Here is an 18,857-nt window from a genome sequence, read left to right as displayed (position 1 = left end):
GGCCGTCACTGGTGGTGAACGTTTCAGCGTCACAACAACGCGAGCGATTACCCTCTGCTGGCATGGCTGACTCACCGTGATCGAGGCCAATTTGTTTGTTATGTTAGCTTTTAAAGGCTTGTGACCGGGATAGGTGGTTCGAAGCAGCGGATGGGGTGGAGTTTCGCCGGGAGCTGGTGCCTTGCGTCTCGTGGGGTCGAGCGGCGGCTTGGGAGGTGGCGCCATCGGTCCACTTGTCGACCGCTCAGGGTGCCAGTGGCCTCACGCTGGGTCGGAAGCCAACGCAAGAGCATGTTTTCGCACTGACCAGGGACGAAGCCCACTCCCTGGTCGCCTGGTTCCAGGTGGCCGTCGACGCGGTGGCCGACGACCGGCCCTGCCAGTGCAGCCGTTCCTGCGCTGTGGTGGCCGTGCACCTGCATGAGGAAGATGGGCTGGACCAGTGTGCCTGTGTGAGTCCCACTCCGACACCGAGCATGACCCGAGGGCGATGCGTCCTCCGTTCGACAGCGGCTTCGGGAGCGGCCCGCCCCGGCACCGCGTGACCTTCTCCGGGGCACTCGCCGAATGGCCACTAGACGCATTCGGCTGGCTGGGCGACTTCCTCGCCGACCTGAGCGCACAGCACGGCATCACCACACCGGTGCCGCTCACCGTCACCTGCTCCTAGCAACCCCAAGCCGCCACAGCCGGCCAGGCGCTGAGATGAGGCCCGGCGAGCGCTAACCCCACCAGCCAGGCCCGCATTCGGAGGCCGCGTCTCAGCATGTGGACGGCTAGGGAAATCGTTTTGCCGGCGCAGAGTGGACGTGCCAGCACAACGACGGACACAGGCGGACTCGATAGCACTTAACCGGAGCGTTGGCAAGACTCGGTGGCGATCCGTTGCCAATCGGGGGTTGACTCCGTCAGATTCCCGGGGCGTAATGGAGAGACGTTCCCGCAGCGCCGACCGGCGCGGTCGGCCACACATGCAGCGGGCAGGCACCCCACGAATGGGGTGCCTGCCGTTGTTCGTACCGACGCCGAGGGGCGTGCAGAGATGGGAGGCCCCCGCATGAAGGACCGTTCGTCGGCGAGTTGAGCCGCCGCACCACGTGAGCGCTCCTGTGGCGCCGGTGGTGAGTCTTGATCCTTTGTGGCTCGGCTTGGCCGCCTGCCCCGTGTCCGTGCGTGTTGACCACAGCCCGCTGTGCGGGTTGTGGCGACGCCTGCTGCCCTGCTGCCTGCCCCTGCGCGGGGTCTGGCGTGTTCGTTGACTCGACCATAGTGACGTTTGTCGTCCCCAGCGTTTGCGAGGGGTCCGCCCAGCCGGGCATCACCCGGCAGGGTCGCGCCTGCCCGGACACCGACCGGAAGTCGGGCAGGCGCGGTCTGGGACGGACCTGAACCACCTGAAGTCGAACCGATCATCCACTTCTTTCGGGAGCAGAACGTGACCTCACACAACAACTACACGGAGGCGGCTGCCGCCGCGGTCCGCCTCCAGACGACAACGCCGAACGCGGCCGTGCACGCGCCGCCCGTACTCAGGTGGTGGGCCGTTGGCGACACCTGACCGACGAGATCCCCGCTCACCTGTCCGTCCGGGCTCGGGGCGGGAGCGGTGGGAGGACCGCGTCCAGGTGGCGATCATGTTGTTGATCGGCGGGGCGGCCGGCGCGGCGTCGTTCACCCACGTGCATGACGTCGCCGCCGGGCACGGGCAGCCGGGCTGGCTGGCCTGGGCCGACGCGGTCGTCCTGGAATTGATGTCGATCGCCGCCGGTTTGGAGTTGCGGCGCAAGCGGCGCCTGGGCACGAGCGTCGTCTTCCCCGCTTCGGTGCTGGTGGTGGCGGTGTCGCTGTCGCTGGCCGCGCAGGTGGTGGAGGCGGAAGCCTCGGTGATCGGCTGGATCGCCGCCGCCCTACCGGCCCTCGGGTTCCTGGCGATGGTGAAGATCGCCCTCGGCCGCGCCGATCCCACCACATCCCGCCCGACCGGCCAGCCAGTGCGCACCGAGCCCGGACCGCCGCCGACGGTCGACGCGTCGGTCCCGGACACCGGCCCGCCGGTGCCCGTCACCGCCACCGCGGTCCCGGACTCGCGGGCGGCGGTCCCCGCCGTCGCGAACCAACCTCGGGCGGTCCCGGACCGCCCGGACCATGAGGCGTCGACCGGCGAGGGCGGTCCGGAGGTCGGGGCGCTGGTCCCGGCCGCCCGGACCGCCGCCCGCGCCCTCACCGCCGAGGGGACACCGTTGTCCCGCAAGGCCCTCGCCCGACAGCTGCGCGCCGACGGGCACCAGTTGTCCAACGCCACCGCCTCCGCCCTCGTGCGCGTCCTGCGCGCCAACACCGCCCCGCCCACACCGGATCTGTCACAGAGGGAGGCCGCGTGACAGAGCCTCAACCCGTACGTCTGTCAGACCTGGCCGCCGCTGTCAGAGCACCGCGCGCGCCTGCTCAGGAAGCCTGCGACCTGACACAACCTGTCAGCGCACCCCCGCCGGCCGTCCGCCACCTCGCAGCGGTTGATGTACGCCCCGCACACCCAACCCACCTCTTCGACCTTGGAGCACCAACGATGATGTCGCAGTACAGCCATTACCAGCGTCGACCGTCCCGCCACTGGCGAGACTCATACGCACTCTCACCGCATCCTCACTCCCGGCCCGGTGCGGCCGGCGGTGTAGGGGTCAGCGTCGCTCTCCGTTCTCCGGTCCGTCTTGATCCTGACCCCCAACCTGACCCCCCACATCCGCTCACAGCCCAGGTCAACCCCGCTCTCAGCAGTCCGGGACCGCTCCAGACAGACCCTCCAGTCTCGGGTCTCCCCCCAGGGGCTTCTGCCCATGGGTAAACACCTACCTACCGCGGATCCGCTGCTGCGGCTACAGGCCAGCATCACCGCCCGCGATGACCGGCTCCTCGGCTGGCTCTACGACCACGGGGTGCTCACCACCGACCAGATCGCCGCCGCCCTGTTCCCGTCCCTGGACTTCACCCAACGCCGGCTGCGCCGCCTCACCGCCCTGCGCGCGGTCGACCGGTTCCGGCCCAACAAAGCCGACGGCGGCTCCTACCCCTACCACTACGTCCTGGACCAACTCGGCTACGACCACGTCCACGCCCAACGCGGACTCCCACGAGGCCGCCGGGACCAGGCCCGCCGCCGGAAACAGTCCCTGACCTCCCGGCCGGACCTGCCGCACCTGCTCGGCGGCAACCAGGTCTTCATCGACCTCGCCGCCCACGCCCGCACCCACGACGACGGGGACCTGGTCCGCTGGGAGCCCGCATCCGCCTACCACGAACCCGGCACCCTCTACCGGCAAGGCGGCGACCCGCACATCATCATCGCCGGAGCGACCGGTTTCCCCCGCCCGGACGGGGCCGGGGTGTGGACCGAGGACGGACGGTCCGTGCCGTTCTTCCTCGAGTACGACACCGGAGGTGAAAACCTGCAGGCCCTCATCGACAAGGTCATCAAGTACGAACGGCTCTATACCATGAGCACCTGGGCGTGGCCGGTGTTGTTCCATCTCCCGTCGGCCCGCCGGGAGGGGAACCTGCACCACCGGATCGCCGGCATCGGCCTCGAGACGATCGTCGCCACCACCACCGCCGACCTGCGCGCCGCACTGCACGCCAGCCCCGCCGAGCAGGTCTGGCAACTGGCCGACCGCGCCGGCCGTCACCGCCTCATCGACCTGCCCTACACCGACACCCGCCACGACACCGAGTTCCCCACCCACACCCCGCCCGACCAGGCAGACCGGGCCGCCTGATGGGGGCGGGGCGGAGCAAACGGCGCGCACGGGCCGCCCACTCGCCCACACGCCGCCGAACCCGCCCGTGCCCGCCCCCAATTCGGGGGCTGCCGTCACCGCCCGCCCTGTGGCCGGCACCGAGGCGACCGGGCCGGGCTGCGCGCCGGGCGGCAGCGGAGCGGCGGTTCCCGGAAGCTGTCACCGTCTGCCAACCGGACGCTGTTCGGCGACAGAGCCCACGACCGCCCGGCCCACTCACACCAGCGGCTCGCCCCTGTGAGTCGCTGTGAGTGGCGCATGTCTTCACTTCCACGGCCACCGGAGCTACAGTCCGCGGCCCTTCACCGACGCCGACCACGCCGCCGTCTCTGCACGGCCGGTCCGGCGATCGATCTTCAACGAGTTCCTACCACCGCGAAGGAGGTCCCCATGGCCCCACACCACGTCCTCACGCCACGAGCCGTCCTGGGAGGGACATGGCCACACGCCGTGACCAGACATCACGCGCGAACACACCACACCCGTCGCCGCCGACCCCGCCCACGCGGACAACCGACGGCGAGGCCCCGACCGCACACCCCGACACCGACCCTCCCGTCCTTCCGGGAACGCTGTCGATGGCCCGCTACCTGACCGACCCCGACACCGAAACCGAGATCCAAGCCCTCGCCGCCGAAGCCAACCTCCCCACCGTCGACCAAGCCGCCACCCTCGCCCGCCTACTCCGCCTACACCAACCCGCACCGCCACGCGCCGCGTGACCTGCGCCCGCCCGCACCGGGCGGGCGCAGCCCCCTTCACCCCGACGTCGTCAGAGTGAGCATCGCATCGCCTGGGCGACCTGCGCCGTGCGGCGACACTACGATGCGGGTCGTGGACACCCCACGCCGATGCGAGCACGCCTCCTACCTGCCGCCGGAGCTGCGTGACCAGGAGATCGCGCCCGAGCAGCTGTTCGCCGAGCCCTGCTCCTGCTATGGGACCGTCTACGTGCACAAAGGCCGCGATCTGCACCGGCGTGTCGTCTGGGTCGCCGCTTGGGTGGACGAGATCAACGGCCACACCGCCGGCATCGACCAGATCGAAGGCACCCGCGAAACTGTGCTCGCCTGGGCCCGCTCCCGGCCCGCCGCCGCGCACCTGATGCCCGCAGCTGACGGGTCGGGATGGGTGCCGCTGCCCGACACCGACGACGACATCGACCTGCCACCCCTCACGGACTGACGCCTGCGTCCCTCGCGGTCGGACGTCACGCCTACTCGCAGAGTAACCTTCAGGTGTCACCCAGCACCTCGCCGCGCTCGCAACCCCTCTCCTGCCAGCGGCGAGGCGCGGAGCGAGGAATCATGGACCTGACGATCATCACCTGCGGCGAGGGCCCGCTCGTGCGCCTGAGCCTCACCGGTCGCCTCGGCGCAGACGCCAGCGGACTCGTGTACGACGCCGTACTCGCCGCCCTGCCCGCCGACACCGTCCAGGACGTCGACCTCGACCTCGTCGGTGTGACGCGCTTCGATCCCGCCGCCACCAGCATCCTGGTGGCCTGCCACCGGGCCGTGCACGTCCGCGGCGGCACCCTGCGGCTGACCAACATCCCGCCCGCAGTCCGGCGGCAACTGTTCACCGCCGGACTGCTCGGCCTACTCGACGGAGACGGAAGCACCGCGCAGGTCCCGGCCCAGCCTGCATAGGCTGCCGGGACGGGACCTGTTGACTAGCGGCCAGCCGACGAGGTTGGCCTCCACATGGACCTGATCGCCAAGGCGAGCCAGGACCTCGGCCGCTTCCACGAAGCCATGACCCACGCCCGCACCCTGTACGTGTGCGCCGACAACGCCGACCACCAGGGACTTCGGGCCTGGGCACGTGGGCTGCAGAGCCTCATCGCCTACTGGGCCGGCCGTCCGCAGGAGGCCGTACGCTACGCCCGGAGCGGCGCCGAGTGCGCCACCAGCGTCAGCGGCTCCGTCGCCTCCTGGCTACCCGCCCTGGAGGCCCGCGCCTGGGCGGTCATGAACTCCCCCGACGACGCCAGCCAGGCACTCCGACGGGCCGTAGACCAGCGGGCCGCCCACCGACCCGACGACCTCGACGCCATCGGCGGCCTGCTCGCGTTCCCCCAGGCCAAGCAGAACTACTACGCCGCCGGAACGTACGTCTGCCTTGACGGCGAACACGACCGGGCCCAGGCCGAGGCGCTGTCCGCCCTCGACCTGTTCGAGCACGGCCGACCAGAAGACCGCTCGTTCAGCGATGAGGCCGGTGCCCGCGCCGAACTCGCCCTCGCCCGCGTCAACGCCGGCCACGTCGACGGCGCCCAAGAAGCACTCGCACCCGTCCTCGCACTCGAGCCCGACCGGCGCATCAGCGGAATCCTCACCAGCACCACCCGGATCCACCAGGCGCTGCGCAGGCGGCACCACGCCAACTCCCCGTTAGCAAGGAACCTCCGCGAGGAGATCGAAGCGTTCTGCCGCGTCCCTGCCGCCGCCCTCCCCGCCTAACTAACACTCACCGGCCCGACTACCGTCATCGTCGTGTTCCCCGTGACGATCACCGGCCCCCGCCTGACCCTGCGCGAGTTCCGGACCGACGACCTGGACGCGTCGATGGCGGTAGTCGGCGACCCCGAAGTCACCCGCACCCTCAGCTTCGAACCCCGCAGCCTGGCAGAACAGACCACACGCCTGGCACAAGACATCGAGCGGGCGCAGGCAGAACCGCGGCCGGACTACTACCTCGCGGTGGCCAACAACGCCGATCTGCTCATCGGGTTCATCCGCATAGGTCTCGGGCGCGACCACAGCGGCGAACTGGGCTACGCCATCCGCCCCGAAGACTGGGGCAGAGGCTACGCCACCGAAGCCGCCACACTCATGCTTAGCTTCGGCTTCAACACCCTGCGGCTACACCGCATCCAAGCAGCGTGCGGCCCGGACAATCACGCCTCCCAGCGCCTGCTCGCCCGACTCGCCTTCATACCCGAAGGCCGCATCCGAGACCACGTCTTCACCAACGGCGCCTGGAGGGACTCGCTCCTGTACTCGATCCTCGATCATGAATGGCAGAACTTCGTCTCGCCGGATGGTGCAGCGCCTCGAAGCCTCCATGGGATGATAGAAACCCTTCAGCGGCGCACCGAGTCGGACGACAGCGCGATGCCCGAATCGGGGGAGCTTTGACAGAAATAAATGTCGCTGCCGATAGGTACGGCTGGTTAGTTCCCAGGCGATCCAGAGGGCGCTGTCGTGGACAGAAAGTCTGCAGGCACACCGGCGTCGATCAACTGGTCGCGCATGCGGTCGAGCGAGCTGGGAGTCCAGTCAGGATAGGTCGACAGAAATAGCAGCCGCTGGGCAGCATCGCGGTCTACCCGAGCTGCCTCGATCGATGATTCGACCGCGCTCGCGGCCTGTTCCCAGAACTCGCCACGACGTGCGGTTCTCCCTGGAGTCAGGGTGGCGTGAATCGGATGCGACCGGGCGGCGAGAATCAGCGTTACAACGGCGAGCAGGCCGCCCGCGCCACTCAGAACGGGTAGCAGCCACGTGGGAGCGGCGGGCCAGTATGAGCTTGGCAAGAGAGCGCTATGTACGGTGGCTACCGGGCCACCGCTCTCGTCCTGCGCGCCTAACGTGCGTACGAGATTGCCATACATAGCGACAGTGGGGGCCACTAGAACCAGCGCGGTGGTGATGGCCAATGCGATGACCGTGGCCCGTTGTGCGGGTTGCGCTGGACGGATCCGCCGCGACGCCGTCGCAGCGAGCGACCATCCGGTGAACAGCCCAAGGCTCATTCCGGCGAGGCTGAGGGCGGGCAACGCGGGTGAGCTGGCAGCCCAGCTGCTCACCCGCACGATGCCGTCGTCGGCGACGGAACTGCCGTTGACTTCGATGATCAAGCCCTGCGATTCGGCCGTGAACCGGGCATACCGGCTCGGGAGGTAGGTGACAATCTTGTCGCCGGGATACAGCACGCCCGTCTGGTCGTCAACGACGGTGAGACCGGAGACGGACCAGCCAGCCGCGGCGAAGCGCTGCCGTGCCTGCGCGGGATCCCACTGAGAACTCAGCCTGACGTCGGCAGCTATCTTGCCAGCCGTCCTGGGTGAGGCTTCGCGTGAAATCACTGGTGCCTCCTCAACTCTGGTGGCCAGCCGAGTGAGGTCGTTCAGCGCTGCCGTGTCGGGTAGGTTAACCAGGGTCCGGACGCCTAGGTAGGAGCCGGCTGCCGCGCCGAAGGCGCCCACCAGCACCGAAGCGAGGACTACCGCGGCCAACGTGATGGGACGGCGATCGGGCAGCGAGAGCCATTGACGTATCCGTCTGACGATCGGGCGCGTCCAGTCGAGGACCGTGGACCAGAAGACGCTCATCCGGCCGCTCCCGTCGCGCGCTGCGTTCCGCCAAGCCGACTACTTGGCATGCCCCATACAGTACGGGTGCCTCTACCTACCGTCCATCGGACGGCGATCTCCGGACGACTCGCGAGGAAATCCCTGATAACTCCGGATGCCGGACAAGAAGTAGGCGTAGCTGCGATTGACGGAGTCGGTCGCCCGCCGGCCCACCAAGAGGTCAGGGCCTGCGGACGACCCCTATAGTGCTCGACGATCAACTGAACGAGTCGCTAGTTGACCGGCGCGTCGGTGTGAGCCTGACGGCAGACCCCGCAGTAGGAGTACGAGTTGATCACGAAGGGGAACGAGCCCCGGTCCTGGCCTGCGTAGACGATCGCCGACGAACCGCCGGAGACTCCGCACTTGTTCTGGCTGAACGTGAGGGTCACACTGGTGCCGTTGCTGACCGACCGCATCCCGAACGGCATGTTCTTGCACCAGGTGGAACCCGCGGGCCGCGGGCCCTGGTAGAAGGTGCCGGTGAAGTTCGAGCCCGACCAGGCGCAGATGAGCTCTCCGCTGCACCGGGCGAACGCAGAGTCGGCCTTCGCTTGGGCCACCCCCGGGACGGCGGCGGCTGACGAGACGGCAGCGGCGACCGCGAGCGCTGCGAACATTCTCTTGGTCATACTTTCTCCCTCCGTTAGACAGGCGAAGGGCATGACGACCAAGCGGGCATCGAGCCGCTCCGGTGATCCTCAAGAACGTTCCCCCGCTTAGGATCACACCCGTGACTCGACCCTAACCGTCGATCACCGTCAATGGCAAGCATCGACGAACTCGAATCGTGCAACTTCCACGTCGAATACGGCAAACCGGGAGGCACTTCTCGCCCAACAACCACACGGAAGCTGCCGTGTCGTTCGTGGCTTCTATGATCGCTTGACTACCGTCAAGAGCCAGTGCCACGACGCGCTGCGCCGACTGCGCGACGTCGTACCCGCCCCCGGCACGCCCGGAGACGACCTGGTGACCGGGATGGAGGCGAACCCGTGAACGAACCCGAGCTGACCCGGCTGCTGACCCGGGCCGCCGAGGACATCCGGCCGACCCGGCCGGCCGGGACGGGATGGCACCGGGCCGGGCGGGTCCGCCGCGCCCGCCGGGCCGCCGGTGCCGCAGCCGTCGCCGTGGTCCTGCTCGGCGGCGGTACGACGGCGCTGCTGCACCGCTCCGGCCCGCCCCCCACCACACCGGCCCGCCCGACTGTGACCTCGGCACCGAGCGCGCCGGTGGTGCAGCGGCCCCCGGACCGGCTCGGACAGGCGGGCGACCCGCTGGGCCGGCTCGGCGACCGGGTCGCCTACGACCTCTCCGACCGCCCGGTGCGCCGGGCGCTGGCGCTGTACCAGCCGGTCGACCCGGAGACCGGCGAGGCCGGCCCGGTCCGGGTGCTGGGCGACGACGGCATGGTCCGGGAACTGGACGTGGTGACGCTCGCGCCCACCCGCGACGCCGGGGGCAACGAGGCTGCGCCGCTCAAGCCGGGCAGCCTGTCGCCGGACGGCCGGACCGCCGCGTTCGCCCAGACCGGCGAGGTCGTCGTGGTCGGCCTGACCGACGGCGCGGTCCGCCGCTACCCGCTCACCGGCTACCTGGAACACGTGCTCTGGGCCGGGGACCGGCTGGTGGTCGGGGACAACGACACCGCGTACGAGCTGGACCGGCGCACCGGATCGGCACGGAAGCTCCCGGTCGACCCCTGGACGCTCGTCGTACCCGAGCCGGCCCGGTCCGGCGACCTGTTCACTGTGGGCGGCTGGTCCGGTGACGGCGGCCTGGCCGTACGCCGGTTCCCCGCCTCCGGTGGCACGCCGGAGCGGCTGCCGGTGACCACCGGGAAGCTGCCCCCCGGTTACCAGGTGAACGAGGTCTACGGGCGGGGCTGGCAGCGCGGCGACCGGATCGGCCAGGCCGGATGGACCACCACCACGGGTGCCGCCGGCACGATGAGCGGCGCCGAGGGCGTGGCGGTGCTCGACGCCCGTACCGGGGCGGTGACGCGCCTGCTCGACCTGGGCCGCGAGGACCGGGCGAAGGGGTGCTGCGAGGTGTACGGCTGGACCGCCGACGGCGCGCTGCTGCTCCGCTACGACGCCGGGCTGGCCCGGTGGCGGCCGGAGACCGGCGAGGTCGACCGGGTGGCGAGCAACGTCCCCGGCCGGCTGTCGATCGCCGCCCGCTGACCGGCCGGTCCCACCGCGGCGACGGCGGGACCGGCCGGGACGCTCAGCGGGTCAGGCCGCCGGGCTGGTCGCCCTTCACGACGGGCGCCCGGACCAGGTTGCCCCACTCGGTCCACGAGCCGTCGTAGTTGCGCACCTGCGGGAATCCGAGCAGGTGGTGCAGCACGAACCAGGTGTGGCTGGACCGCTCGCCGATCCGGCAGTACGCCACCACGTCGTCGGACGGGCTCAGCCCGAGCTGGTCGGCGTAGATGGCGCGCAGCTCGTCGGCGGACTTGAACGTGCCGTCGTCGTTCGCGGCGGACTTCCACGGCTTGCTCACCGCGCCCGGGATGTGCCCGCCACGCAGCGCGCCCTCCTGCGGGTAGTCCGGCATGTGCAGCATCTCGCCGGTGTACTCGCCGGGCGAACGCACGTCCACCAGCGGCCGGCCGGCCGCCACGTGCGCCATGACCTGCTCCCGGTACGCGCGGATCGGCGCGTCGTTGCGCTCCGGCACCGGGTACGAGGCGCGGGGCCGGCTCACCTTGTCCCGGGTCAGCTCCCGTCCCTCGGCGATCCACTTCTGCCGGCCGCCGTCGAGCAGCCGCACGTCCGGGTGACCGAAGAGGGAGAAGACCCAGAGGGCGTACGCGGCCCACCAGTTGAAGTTGTCGCCGTAGAAGACGACGGTGTCGTCCCGCCCGATGCCCTTCGCCGCGCACAGCTCGGCGAAGCTCGCGGCGTCCAGGTAGTCGCGGGTGACCTGGTCGTTTAGTTCGGTGTGCCAGTCGACCTTGACGGCGCCGGGGATGTGGCCGGTGTCGTAGAGGAGCACGTCCTCGTCGGACTCGACCACCACGAGCCCTTCGTCGCCCAGGTGCTCGGCCAGCCACTCGGTGGTGACGAGGCGCTGCGGGTCGGCGTACGACTGGAGGTGGGGATGCGGATCGGTCGGCACAGGCATGATCCCCAAGGTACGCCGGATCCGGAGCCCCGGATGTGACACCGGCCCCACCACCTCGGAAAGGTGGTGGGGCCGGTGCGGGTCAGGCGCTCAGCCCTCGACGACGAACCACTGGTACGCGGGGTCCGACTGGTTGCCGGACTTGTCGATCGCGTACACGGTCAGGGTGTGCCAGCCGGCCTCGGCCGGCGTGAGGGTGACCGAGGCGGAGCCGTCCGCACCCGCCGGGACGGTGACCTCCGGCGCGTAGTCGAACTGGTAGACGTACCTGTCGACGTCCGGCATCCCGGGGGTGAACGTGAAGACACCCGGCACGCCCGGACCGCCACCGGACCCGCCGATCGGGTATGTCGTCGAGCTGACGCCCGGCATGCTGCTGACGAGGAACGAGTAGCTCGCCTCCGGGGACAGCTCGCCGGACGCCGAGCGGGCCCGGACGGTGAGCGTGTTCCGGAAGGCCCGGTCCGGGGTGACGGTCAGCTCGGCGGCGGTGCCGTCGTTCACGTCGACGGTCTGCTCCGGGCCGCCGTTGAGCCGGTAGACGAACGCCACGGTGTCCGGCAGGTCGGAGTCGAAGCGGAAGCCACCGGGCACGCCGATGCCGCCGCTCGAACCCCACTCGTTGTACAGGTACGAGATGACCCGCGGCTGCGGGTCGCGGACGGTGAACCGGTATTCGCGCTGCTCGGTACGGGTGCCGTCAGCGGTCTCCGCGATCACCGTCAACTGGTGCCAGCCGGCCTGCTCCGGGGTCCAGGTGACGACGGCGGTCCCGTCGGCCGCCGCGTCGACGCTCGTCGTCTCCGCGCCCTGGAACGAGTAGTGGTACCGGACCACGTTCGACCGCTGCGGCGTGAAGGTGAACGTCCCGGCGACGCCGGGCAGCCCGCTGCTGCGGTCCTCCGGGTATTCCGCCGACCGGACCAGCGGCGCGTCGTTCACCAGGAACGTCCAGACCTGCTCGGGCGAGCGGGTGCCGTCCGCGGTGACCCCGACGACAGTGAGCGTGTGCGTCCCGCCCTCGGTGGGCGTCCAGCTCACCGTCGCCCGGTCGCCGGTCTCGACGCGCTGCTCGGCGCCGTCGTCGAACCGGTAGAGGAAGGCCACCGTCTCCGGGATCTCCGAGGTGAAGCGGAACTCGCCCGGCTGGCCCGGGCCACCCGTCGGCCAGTCGGCCCGGTACGGGTCGGCGGAGACCGCGGGACGCAGGTCCCGCACGCGGAAGAACCAGCTCGCCGGCTCCGACTCGGTGCCGTCCCGGCTCACGCTCCACACGGCGAGGTCGACCCAGCCCGCCTCGGTCGGTGTCCAGGTGACCGACGCGGTGCCGTCCGCCTCGGCCTCGACCGTCCGCTCCTCGCCCGCGATCCGGTAGCGGTAGCTGACGGTGTCGGGCAGTCGTGGGGTGAAGGTGAAGACACCCGGGATGCCCTGTCCGCCGCCGGCGCCGTACTCCTCGTAGACGGTGGCCGAGATCTTCGGTTCGGTCGGCAGGAAGAACTCGTGGCTGCCGGTGACCTCCACGCCGCCGGCCGTGACGCTGGTGACGGTGAGGGTGCGGAAGCCGCCCCGGGTCGCGGTGACGGTGATCGCGGCGGAGCCGTCCGCCGCGGCCTCCACCGTCCGCTCGGGGTCGCCGTCCAGGGCGTAGCGGTAGCGCACCACCCCGTCCATCTGCGGCCGCAGCTGGAACGTGGCAGGCACCCCGATCTCGTTCAGGCGTCCCTCGACGATCGGCGACACGTCCCGGGCGAAGAAGTCGTACTCGGTGCTCTCGGAGCGGTTCCCGGCCGCGTCGTAGCTCCACACCCGCAACATGTTGATGCTCGGACGGGGCGTCAGCGTGACGGTCGCCGACCCGCCCGGCCGGTCCGCGCCGACCGTCTTCTCACCGAGCTGGTTCAACGAGTAGCCGAACCGCACCGCGTCGGTGGCACCGTTGGCGCTGAAGGTGAACTCGCCGGGCAGGGCCGGGTGCGACTCGCGGTCGTCGGGGAAGTCGGTGGAGGTGACGGTCGGTGCCGTGGCCGGGCCACGGACGTCGAGGCGGAAGTAGCAGACCGGGCTCCACTCGCCGGTGGCACGGCTGTCCTTCGCCCGCATCTGCCAGGCGTACGTCCGGTCGTGTTCGAACGGCGACGGATACATCTGGTCGTAGCGGCCGGTGGCGCGCTCGCCGTCGCGGGCGTAGTCCGCCCGCTCGATGCGCGCCTCCGGCTGGTCGACCGGCCAGGCGGCGAAGGAGACGTCGAGCTGGTCGGTGCCACCGCCGTCGTTACGATCCCGGTCGTGCACCACTCCGGAAAGGGTGGGGTTGCGGGTCACCTGGTACGGCTCGGTGGTGGTGCACGCCGTGCCGTCGGTGGTCTGCAGGTCGGTCGGCACGCCGGGGCGGAAGTTGTAGTCGATCGAGATGCCGACGGTGGTGGCGTACTTGCGTGCCAGTGCCGGATCCCGTTCGGCGTCGGCGGGCAGCCGCAGCGAGAGGGTCAGCGTCGACCGGCCCTCGGCGAGCGCCTGGCGCAGCCCTTCGATCGCGTCGAACTCCACCCGGGGCGCCGGGCAGATGATCTGGTCGGTGAGCTGGCGACTGTCGACCAGGCCCAGGTCGGCCGGTGGCTTCCGCCAGCTCGACCGGGTGTTGTAGGCGGCGGTGCGCCACAGCTCGATCTTCGGGCGCTTGGTGCAGTCCGCGCCGGCCGTCTCCTTGACGTCGAGCTTGGCCGACTCGATGTCCGCTCCCCGGTAGCGGGAGATGTCGAACGTGAAGTAGGCGCGCGACGTGTGCGGGCGACCCTTCGCGTCCGTCCAGGTGCCGACCGGCACGTCACCGGGCCGATCGATATTGATCTTGGCGGGCGAGTGCGAGTCGGTCCAGGCCCACGAGGTGTTTCTCTCGTAGCGGATGTCGTACGCGGCCGCCGGCGCCGCGGTGGCGGTCACCGTTCCGGCCGCGACCACGATCGACAGCGCGGCGGCGAGCAGGCTTCGCCGGCCGGTCCGACGTGGATTTCTGTCAGGCATGAGGGTCAAACCCCATCCACCTTTCCCCGATGTCTCCCCGTGCTCGATCGACGGGGGCAGCGGATGCTATCCAGCCGGGCGGACATCGGGCGATCCCGATAGGCGACCGAGGGATCACATCGGACGATCGGCGGTGAAGGTCGGCCCGTCCGGCGGGGTCAGGCGCGGCGGTGCACCAGCCGTCCGGCGACCACTGTGGCCAGGCAGGAGCCGTCCGGGCCGAACACGGCGAGGTCGGCCCGCCCGCCGGTCACCAGCGCGGGCGGCCGGGCGGCGGGCAGCACCGCCACGTCGTTGCGGGCCGCGGCGGACCGCAGCGCCGGATCGGCCACGTGCTCGTCGAGCACGGCGGCGACGCCGAGCCGGAACAGCGCGTGCACCCGCTCGCGGGGCGTGGGCGCCGGGGGCAGCGGGCCGTCGTGCACGAGCGCCGGACCGAGCGTGCCGGCCCACCGCCGCACCCGCACCCGGGGGTACGCGCCGGACAGCTCGGCCGCCGGCACGATCGCCTCGACCCGGTCACCGGCGACCACGACGGCGAGCCCGGCGCGGGGTGGATCGCCGGATGTCAGCCGCAGCAGGTCGGCGGCGTGGACCGTACGCACGCTCAGTCGGCGTCGACCGGCCCGAGCACCGGCCGTTTCGCGGTGACGAAGTCGCCGGAGGACCGCCCGGTCAGCCGGCGCTTGATCCACGGCGCCAGGTGCTTGCCGGCCCAGCGCAGGTCGGCGGCGCGCGCGGCGAGCCACGGGCTGGGCGCCGGGTGCGGCGGCACCAGCAGCCACTCCTCGTCACAGCCGACGCCGAGCGCGGTCAGCACCTGCGCGGCGACCCGGCGGTGGCCCTCCGCCGACAGGTGGATCCGGTCGGTGCTCCAGAGCAGCGGGTTGAGGTAGGTGTCGTCGGCGTACAGGTCGACCAGGATCGCGCCGTGCCGCTCGGCCACCTCGCCGACCACCCGGTTGAGCAGCTTCACACGCGGAACCATCATCCGCTGGCCGGGCAGCCGGGACATCACGTCGGCGAACCGGAACAGCACCACGTCGCTGCCGCCGGACCGCAGCCGCTGCACGACCGCGTCGAAGCGGGGGACGAACGCGTCCGGGTCGAAGCTGCGGCGGAGCACGTCGTTGCCGCCGGCCGCGAAGCTGATCAGGTCGGGCTTCATGGCCAGCGCGGCGGGCACCTGCTCGGCCACCACGTTCGGGAACAGCCGGCCCCGGATGGCCAGGTTGGCGTACCCGAAGTCGGGACCGGCCTCGGCGGCGAGGCGGGTGGCGACCAGATCGGCCCAGCCCCGGTAGCTGCCGTCCGGATAGGCGTCGTCCATACCCTCGGTGAAGCTGTCGCCCACCGCCACGTAGCTGCGCCAGCGCACGGCGCCTCCCTCAGACGTCCCGGCAGAAGTGCGTCGCACAGTCTGTCACCGCGCGGGCCGGTCCCGCTGGCCCTGGACGCCGGACGTGGCGGATGTCTCGACGTCCTGTTCACGCGAGGCACCCGAGGGGACAAATCCGTCCGACACGTCCGGCGGGGCAGAATCCGTCGCCCGGACCGGGGATGATGTCTGCCGTCATCCGGCCGGGCGAAACCGTCCGGCCGGTCCCGCACACCGCACGAGCGAGGAACCACATGACGCAGGGGCACCCACCGGCGGCGGGCTGGCCACCGCCCGGCAACGCCGACCCCCGGTACGGCGCAGCACCGCCGCCCGCGCAGCCGGGGTCGTGGGGGCCGCCGCCCGCGGCACCGAAGTCCCGCCGAGGGCTGTGGATCGGGCTCGCGGCGGGCGCGCTCGCGCTGGCGGTCTGCGCCGGTACGGCGGTCGGCGTCGGACTGGGCATGCGTGGCGACGACGAGGACGGCCCGGCGCCGAAGGCCGCGGCCGGCGCGAACGGCGTCACCGTCACGAACGCCGAGCTGACCGCCCTGCTCGACCGGCACAGCAAGGCGCTGGCGGCGAAGGACCTGGACGGCTATCTGGCCGCCTTCGACCCGGCCCGCAAGGAGCTGATCGCCGGGCAGACCCGGCTCTTCCGCAACCTGGCGAGGCTGCCGCTGTCGGTGGCCCGCTACGAGACGATCGAGCAGCAGGGCCGCACCAGCGACGCGTTCGGGAAGGGCGTGACGTTCCAGCTCGACGTCTCCTTCGTGCACCAGTTCGACGGCTTCGACCTGGCCCCGGTCACCGAGTGGTACCGCTGGACCGTCGTCCGCACCGGCAAGGACGCGCCGATCCGGGTCACCGCTGTGACCGGCGCGCCGGCGGCCGGGAACGGCGGCTCGAAGACCGTCTACTACCCCGGCCCGTGGGACAAGTGGCGGGAGATCCACGTCGAGCGGACCCCGCACGCCCTGGTCATCGCCGACGCCACCCGGGCCGAGGTGGCGAAGCGGTACGCCCCGGCCGCCGAGGCCGCCGTCGTGCACGATCTGAACGTGTGGCGGGCCGGTGGCCTGCCCGGCCCGGTGCCGAACGGCTTCGTCTTCGCCCTGGCCAAGGGGAAGGACGAGCTGACCACGCTCTACCGGATCGGCACCGAGAAGGCCACCGAGGCGGGCTTCTCGCTGGGCCTGGTAGCGGCCGAGCGCAAGGACGGCAAGGACACGATCGGCGGCACCCGGATCGTGGTGGACACCGAGGAGCCGTACTTCACCCGTACCGGCGGCGCCAACGACGCCGGCATGGTGTTCCGGCACGAGGTGGCGCACTCGCTGATGACGCCCCGTACCGACCTGGCCGCCTCGGACGCGTTCAGCAGGCTCGACGAGTGGGTGGTCGAGGGCTTCGCCGAGTACGTCGCGTTCCACGGCCGGCCGCTGAGCGCCAGCGACCGCACCGCGCCCGCGAAGCGGCTGGTCCGCGACGGGTGGAACGGCAGGCTGCCCGGCAACGGCGAGTGGGACAACCCGGACCGGCTGGGCTTCCACTACTGGCTCGGGCACGCCGCGATGAACCACCTGGCCGAGAAGCACGGCGAGGCGAAGCTGTTCCGCTTCGTCGAGGCGGTCTACGGCGGCGCACCGGCCGACCGCGCCGCCCGGGACGTGCTGGGCGTGTCGCTCGACGAGTTCGAGGCCGGCTGGGCCGCCTACGTCCGCGCACAGGCGCGTTGACCGGGAACGGAGACGACTGATGACGTACCACCAGCAGCAGCCGCCGCCCGCGTACCCACCGGCGGGCTGGCCGGGCCCGGCCGGTGCGCCGCCGACGGCGCCGAAGAAGCGCGGCCGCGTGGCGTTGCTCGTCGCCGGTGGCCTGGTGGCCGTGCTGGCCATCGCCGGCGGCACCGCCTACGGCGTGTCCCGGCTGGTCGGCGGCGGTGACGACGACGGGAAGAAGCTGCGTACCGCCTGGGTGCTCGACTTCCCGGAGCGGCAGCGCAACGGGCTGAAGACGTACGACGGGCAGGACATGTTCGGCGCCTGGCTGATCGGCGACGCGGTGGTCCGGGCACAGCCGGACGGGATCATCGCCTACCGGCTCGACGACGGCGCCCAGGCGTGGGGCGTGCCCGCGCCACAGGCGACGTCACTGTGCGCGGCCGCGCAGACGCTGGCCGAGGGGCGGGGTGTGGTGGCGCTCGGTTCCGCCGACTCCTGCGACACGCTCGTCGGGTTCGACGCGGCCGGCGGCACGCAGACGTGGCGCGTGACGTTCCCCGTCGAACGCCGGACGGGCCGGTCCGAGATCGTCGCCCCGGACCTGTCGGTGGCCGCCGGGCAGGTGGTCGTCCGCAGCGGCGAGAGCGTCCTCGGCTACTCGCTGGCCGACGGCAAGCGGCTGTGGCAGACCGACGCCGACCGGCTGCTGCCCGGCCGCGACTGCCGCCTGACCGACGCGCAGGCCGCCGGGGACCAGGCGGTGGTGACCACGCTCTGCGACGGGGACCGGGGGGCGCTGCTCGGCCTGGATCCGGCCACCGGCAAGCCGCGCTGGCAGCAGCAACTGCCGGCCGCGCAGCAGAGCGACGGGGTGCTGAGCGTCGACCCGCTGGTCAGCCTGCCCGGCCTGAGCACCGAGACGTTCGTCGCCCGCGACGCCACCGGCAAGGCGCGGGCCACGTTCGGCAACCCCGTCGACGGTACGCGGTTCAGCGACCTTCCGGTCAACCGCTCCAACACGGTCAGCGGGCCGGACATCCGGCCGTACCTGGCCGACGCGGACACGCTCTACCTGCCGACCGAGGCGGCGAACGTCGGCGGCAAGATGCGCCAGGCCAACCAGGTGGTGGCGATCGACCTGGCCACCGGCAAGCGGCGCTGGGTGTCGGCCGGGCACACCGACAGCGAGGTGGAACTCGTCCGCCTCGACGAACAGGGCGTGCTGGCGTGGGAGGTGGGCGACCGGCGGGATCTCGCCCCGCGACTGGTCCGGATCGACCCCGCCACCGGCACGGTGAGCGTGCTGGCCGAGGCGCCGCTGTCGGCCGGCACCGAGGGCAGCGACGCGAAGGTGCTGGAGCGCGACGGCACCGTGGTGCTGGTGCCGTGGAAGCACGTCACCGCGGACGCGGCCGTCACCGTGCTGCGCTGACCGGCCGCAG

16 protein-coding genes are annotated in these 18,857 nt (G+C 71.3%); 10 read left to right on the top strand and 6 right to left on the bottom strand.

The genetic code is table 11. The features are described 5' to 3' along the window. The first annotated feature begins 490 nt into the window (after positions 1–490). The 7 genes from V6U82_RS13035 (at position 491) to V6U82_RS13005 (ending at position 6,934) form a co-directional block, all read left to right on the top strand. Positions 491–670: a hypothetical protein gene (locus tag V6U82_RS13035; protein WP_334461051.1), complete on the top strand. Its 180-nt coding sequence runs from the start codon at positions 491–493 to the stop codon at positions 668–670. 955 nt (positions 671–1,625) lie between these two features. Then, positions 1,626–2,381 (top strand): DUF2637 domain-containing protein, encoded by a 756-nt coding sequence (locus tag V6U82_RS13030; RefSeq protein ID WP_442933434.1) that lies wholly within the window; start codon positions 1,626–1,628, stop codon positions 2,379–2,381. Positions 2,382–2,834: 453 nt separating this feature from the next. Next, positions 2,835–3,770 (top strand): replication-relaxation family protein, encoded by a 936-nt coding sequence (locus tag V6U82_RS13025; RefSeq protein WP_334461049.1) that lies wholly within the window; start codon positions 2,835–2,837, stop codon positions 3,768–3,770. Between the two features lie 855 nt (positions 3,771–4,625). Beyond that, positions 4,626–4,976, top strand: a complete 351-nt coding sequence (locus tag V6U82_RS13020) for a hypothetical protein (RefSeq protein WP_334461048.1) — start codon at positions 4,626–4,628, stop codon at positions 4,974–4,976. Positions 4,977–5,098: 122 nt separating this feature from the next. Then, positions 5,099–5,443 (top strand): STAS domain-containing protein, encoded by a 345-nt coding sequence (locus V6U82_RS13015; RefSeq protein WP_334461047.1) that lies wholly within the window; start codon positions 5,099–5,101, stop codon positions 5,441–5,443. Positions 5,444–5,497: 54 nt separating this feature from the next. Then, complete coding sequence (locus tag V6U82_RS13010; protein WP_334461046.1) at positions 5,498–6,256, top strand: XRE family transcriptional regulator; 759 nt, start codon at positions 5,498–5,500, stop codon at positions 6,254–6,256. 33 nt (positions 6,257–6,289) lie between these two features. After that, positions 6,290–6,934: a GNAT family N-acetyltransferase gene (locus V6U82_RS13005; RefSeq protein WP_334461045.1), complete on the top strand. Its 645-nt coding sequence runs from the start codon at positions 6,290–6,292 to the stop codon at positions 6,932–6,934. A 35-nt stretch (positions 6,935–6,969) separates the two neighbouring features. Here the strand turns inward: V6U82_RS13005 and V6U82_RS13000 are convergent, their stop codons facing one another. Beyond that, positions 6,970–8,130: a hypothetical protein gene (locus V6U82_RS13000; RefSeq protein WP_334461044.1), complete on the bottom strand. Its 1,161-nt coding sequence runs from the start codon at positions 8,128–8,130 to the stop codon at positions 6,970–6,972. Between the two features lie 254 nt (positions 8,131–8,384). Then, positions 8,385–8,783: a peptidase inhibitor family I36 protein gene (locus V6U82_RS12995; RefSeq protein WP_334461043.1), complete on the bottom strand. Its 399-nt coding sequence runs from the start codon at positions 8,781–8,783 to the stop codon at positions 8,385–8,387. 363 nt (positions 8,784–9,146) lie between these two features. Between V6U82_RS12995 and V6U82_RS12990 the strand changes: the two genes are divergently transcribed. Then, complete coding sequence (locus V6U82_RS12990) at positions 9,147–10,340, top strand: hypothetical protein (RefSeq protein WP_334461042.1); 1,194 nt, start codon at positions 9,147–9,149, stop codon at positions 10,338–10,340. Positions 10,341–10,383: 43 nt separating this feature from the next. Here the strand turns inward: V6U82_RS12990 and V6U82_RS12985 are convergent, their stop codons facing one another. From V6U82_RS12985 to V6U82_RS12970, 4 genes are all read right to left on the bottom strand, one after another. After that, complete coding sequence (locus tag V6U82_RS12985) at positions 10,384–11,286, bottom strand: sulfurtransferase (protein ID WP_334461041.1); 903 nt, start codon at positions 11,284–11,286, stop codon at positions 10,384–10,386. 90 nt (positions 11,287–11,376) lie between these two features. Next, a complete protein-coding gene (locus tag V6U82_RS12980) occupies positions 11,377–14,310 on the bottom strand; it encodes a hypothetical protein (protein WP_334461040.1) in 2,934 nt (977 codons plus the stop codon). A 158-nt stretch (positions 14,311–14,468) separates the two neighbouring features. Beyond that, positions 14,469–14,915: a hypothetical protein gene (locus V6U82_RS12975; RefSeq protein ID WP_334461039.1), complete on the bottom strand. Its 447-nt coding sequence runs from the start codon at positions 14,913–14,915 to the stop codon at positions 14,469–14,471. Between the two features lie 2 nt (positions 14,916–14,917). Then, a complete protein-coding gene (locus V6U82_RS12970; RefSeq protein ID WP_334461038.1) occupies positions 14,918–15,688 on the bottom strand; it encodes an SGNH/GDSL hydrolase family protein in 771 nt (256 codons plus the stop codon). 254 nt (positions 15,689–15,942) lie between these two features. On the opposite strand from V6U82_RS12970, the gene V6U82_RS12965 reads away from it, so the two are divergent. Continuing rightward, positions 15,943–17,427, top strand: coding sequence for a hypothetical protein (locus tag V6U82_RS12965; RefSeq protein WP_334461037.1), 1,485 nt, complete (start codon positions 15,943–15,945; stop codon positions 17,425–17,427). A 19-nt stretch (positions 17,428–17,446) separates the two neighbouring features. Then, the gene (locus tag V6U82_RS12960; RefSeq protein WP_334461036.1) at positions 17,447–18,847 is read left to right on the top strand and encodes a PQQ-like beta-propeller repeat protein; all 1,401 of its coding nucleotides are present in this window, start codon (positions 17,447–17,449) and stop codon (positions 18,845–18,847) included. The last annotated feature ends 10 nt before the right edge of the window (positions 18,848–18,857 follow it).

Origin of the sequence: Micromonospora sp. CPCC 205554 (genome assembly GCF_036902745.1) — a bacterium.
GTDB lineage: Bacteria > Actinomycetota > Actinomycetes > Mycobacteriales > Micromonosporaceae > Micromonospora > Micromonospora tulbaghiae.
This window is presented reverse-complemented; position numbering and strand designations above follow the sequence as displayed.

Bases quoted from the DNA above. Each gene is read 5' to 3' on its own strand.
- V6U82_RS13035 (WP_334461051.1), top strand. From the start codon at position 491: ATGCGTCCTCCGTTCGACAGCGGCTTCGGGAGCGGCCCGCCCCGGCAC.
- V6U82_RS13025 (WP_334461049.1), top strand. From the start codon at position 2,835: ATGGGTAAACACCTACCTACCGCGGATCCGCTGCTGCGGCTACAGGCC.
- V6U82_RS13015 (WP_334461047.1), top strand. From the start codon at position 5,099: ATGGACCTGACGATCATCACCTGCGGCGAGGGCCCGCTCGTGCGCCTG.
- V6U82_RS13010 (WP_334461046.1), top strand. From the start codon at position 5,498: ATGGACCTGATCGCCAAGGCGAGCCAGGACCTCGGCCGCTTCCACGAA.
- V6U82_RS13000 (WP_334461044.1), bottom strand. From the start codon at position 8,130: ATGAGCGTCTTCTGGTCCACGGTCCTCGACTGGACGCGCCCGATCGTC.
- V6U82_RS12995 (WP_334461043.1), bottom strand. From the start codon at position 8,783: ATGACCAAGAGAATGTTCGCAGCGCTCGCGGTCGCCGCTGCCGTCTCG.
- V6U82_RS12985 (WP_334461041.1), bottom strand. From the start codon at position 11,286: ATGCCTGTGCCGACCGATCCGCATCCCCACCTCCAGTCGTACGCCGAC.
- V6U82_RS12980 (WP_334461040.1), bottom strand. From the start codon at position 14,310: ATGCCTGACAGAAATCCACGTCGGACCGGCCGGCGAAGCCTGCTCGCC.
- V6U82_RS12965 (WP_334461037.1), top strand. From the start codon at position 15,943: ATGACGCAGGGGCACCCACCGGCGGCGGGCTGGCCACCGCCCGGCAAC.
- V6U82_RS12960 (WP_334461036.1), top strand. From the start codon at position 17,447: ATGACGTACCACCAGCAGCAGCCGCCGCCCGCGTACCCACCGGCGGGC.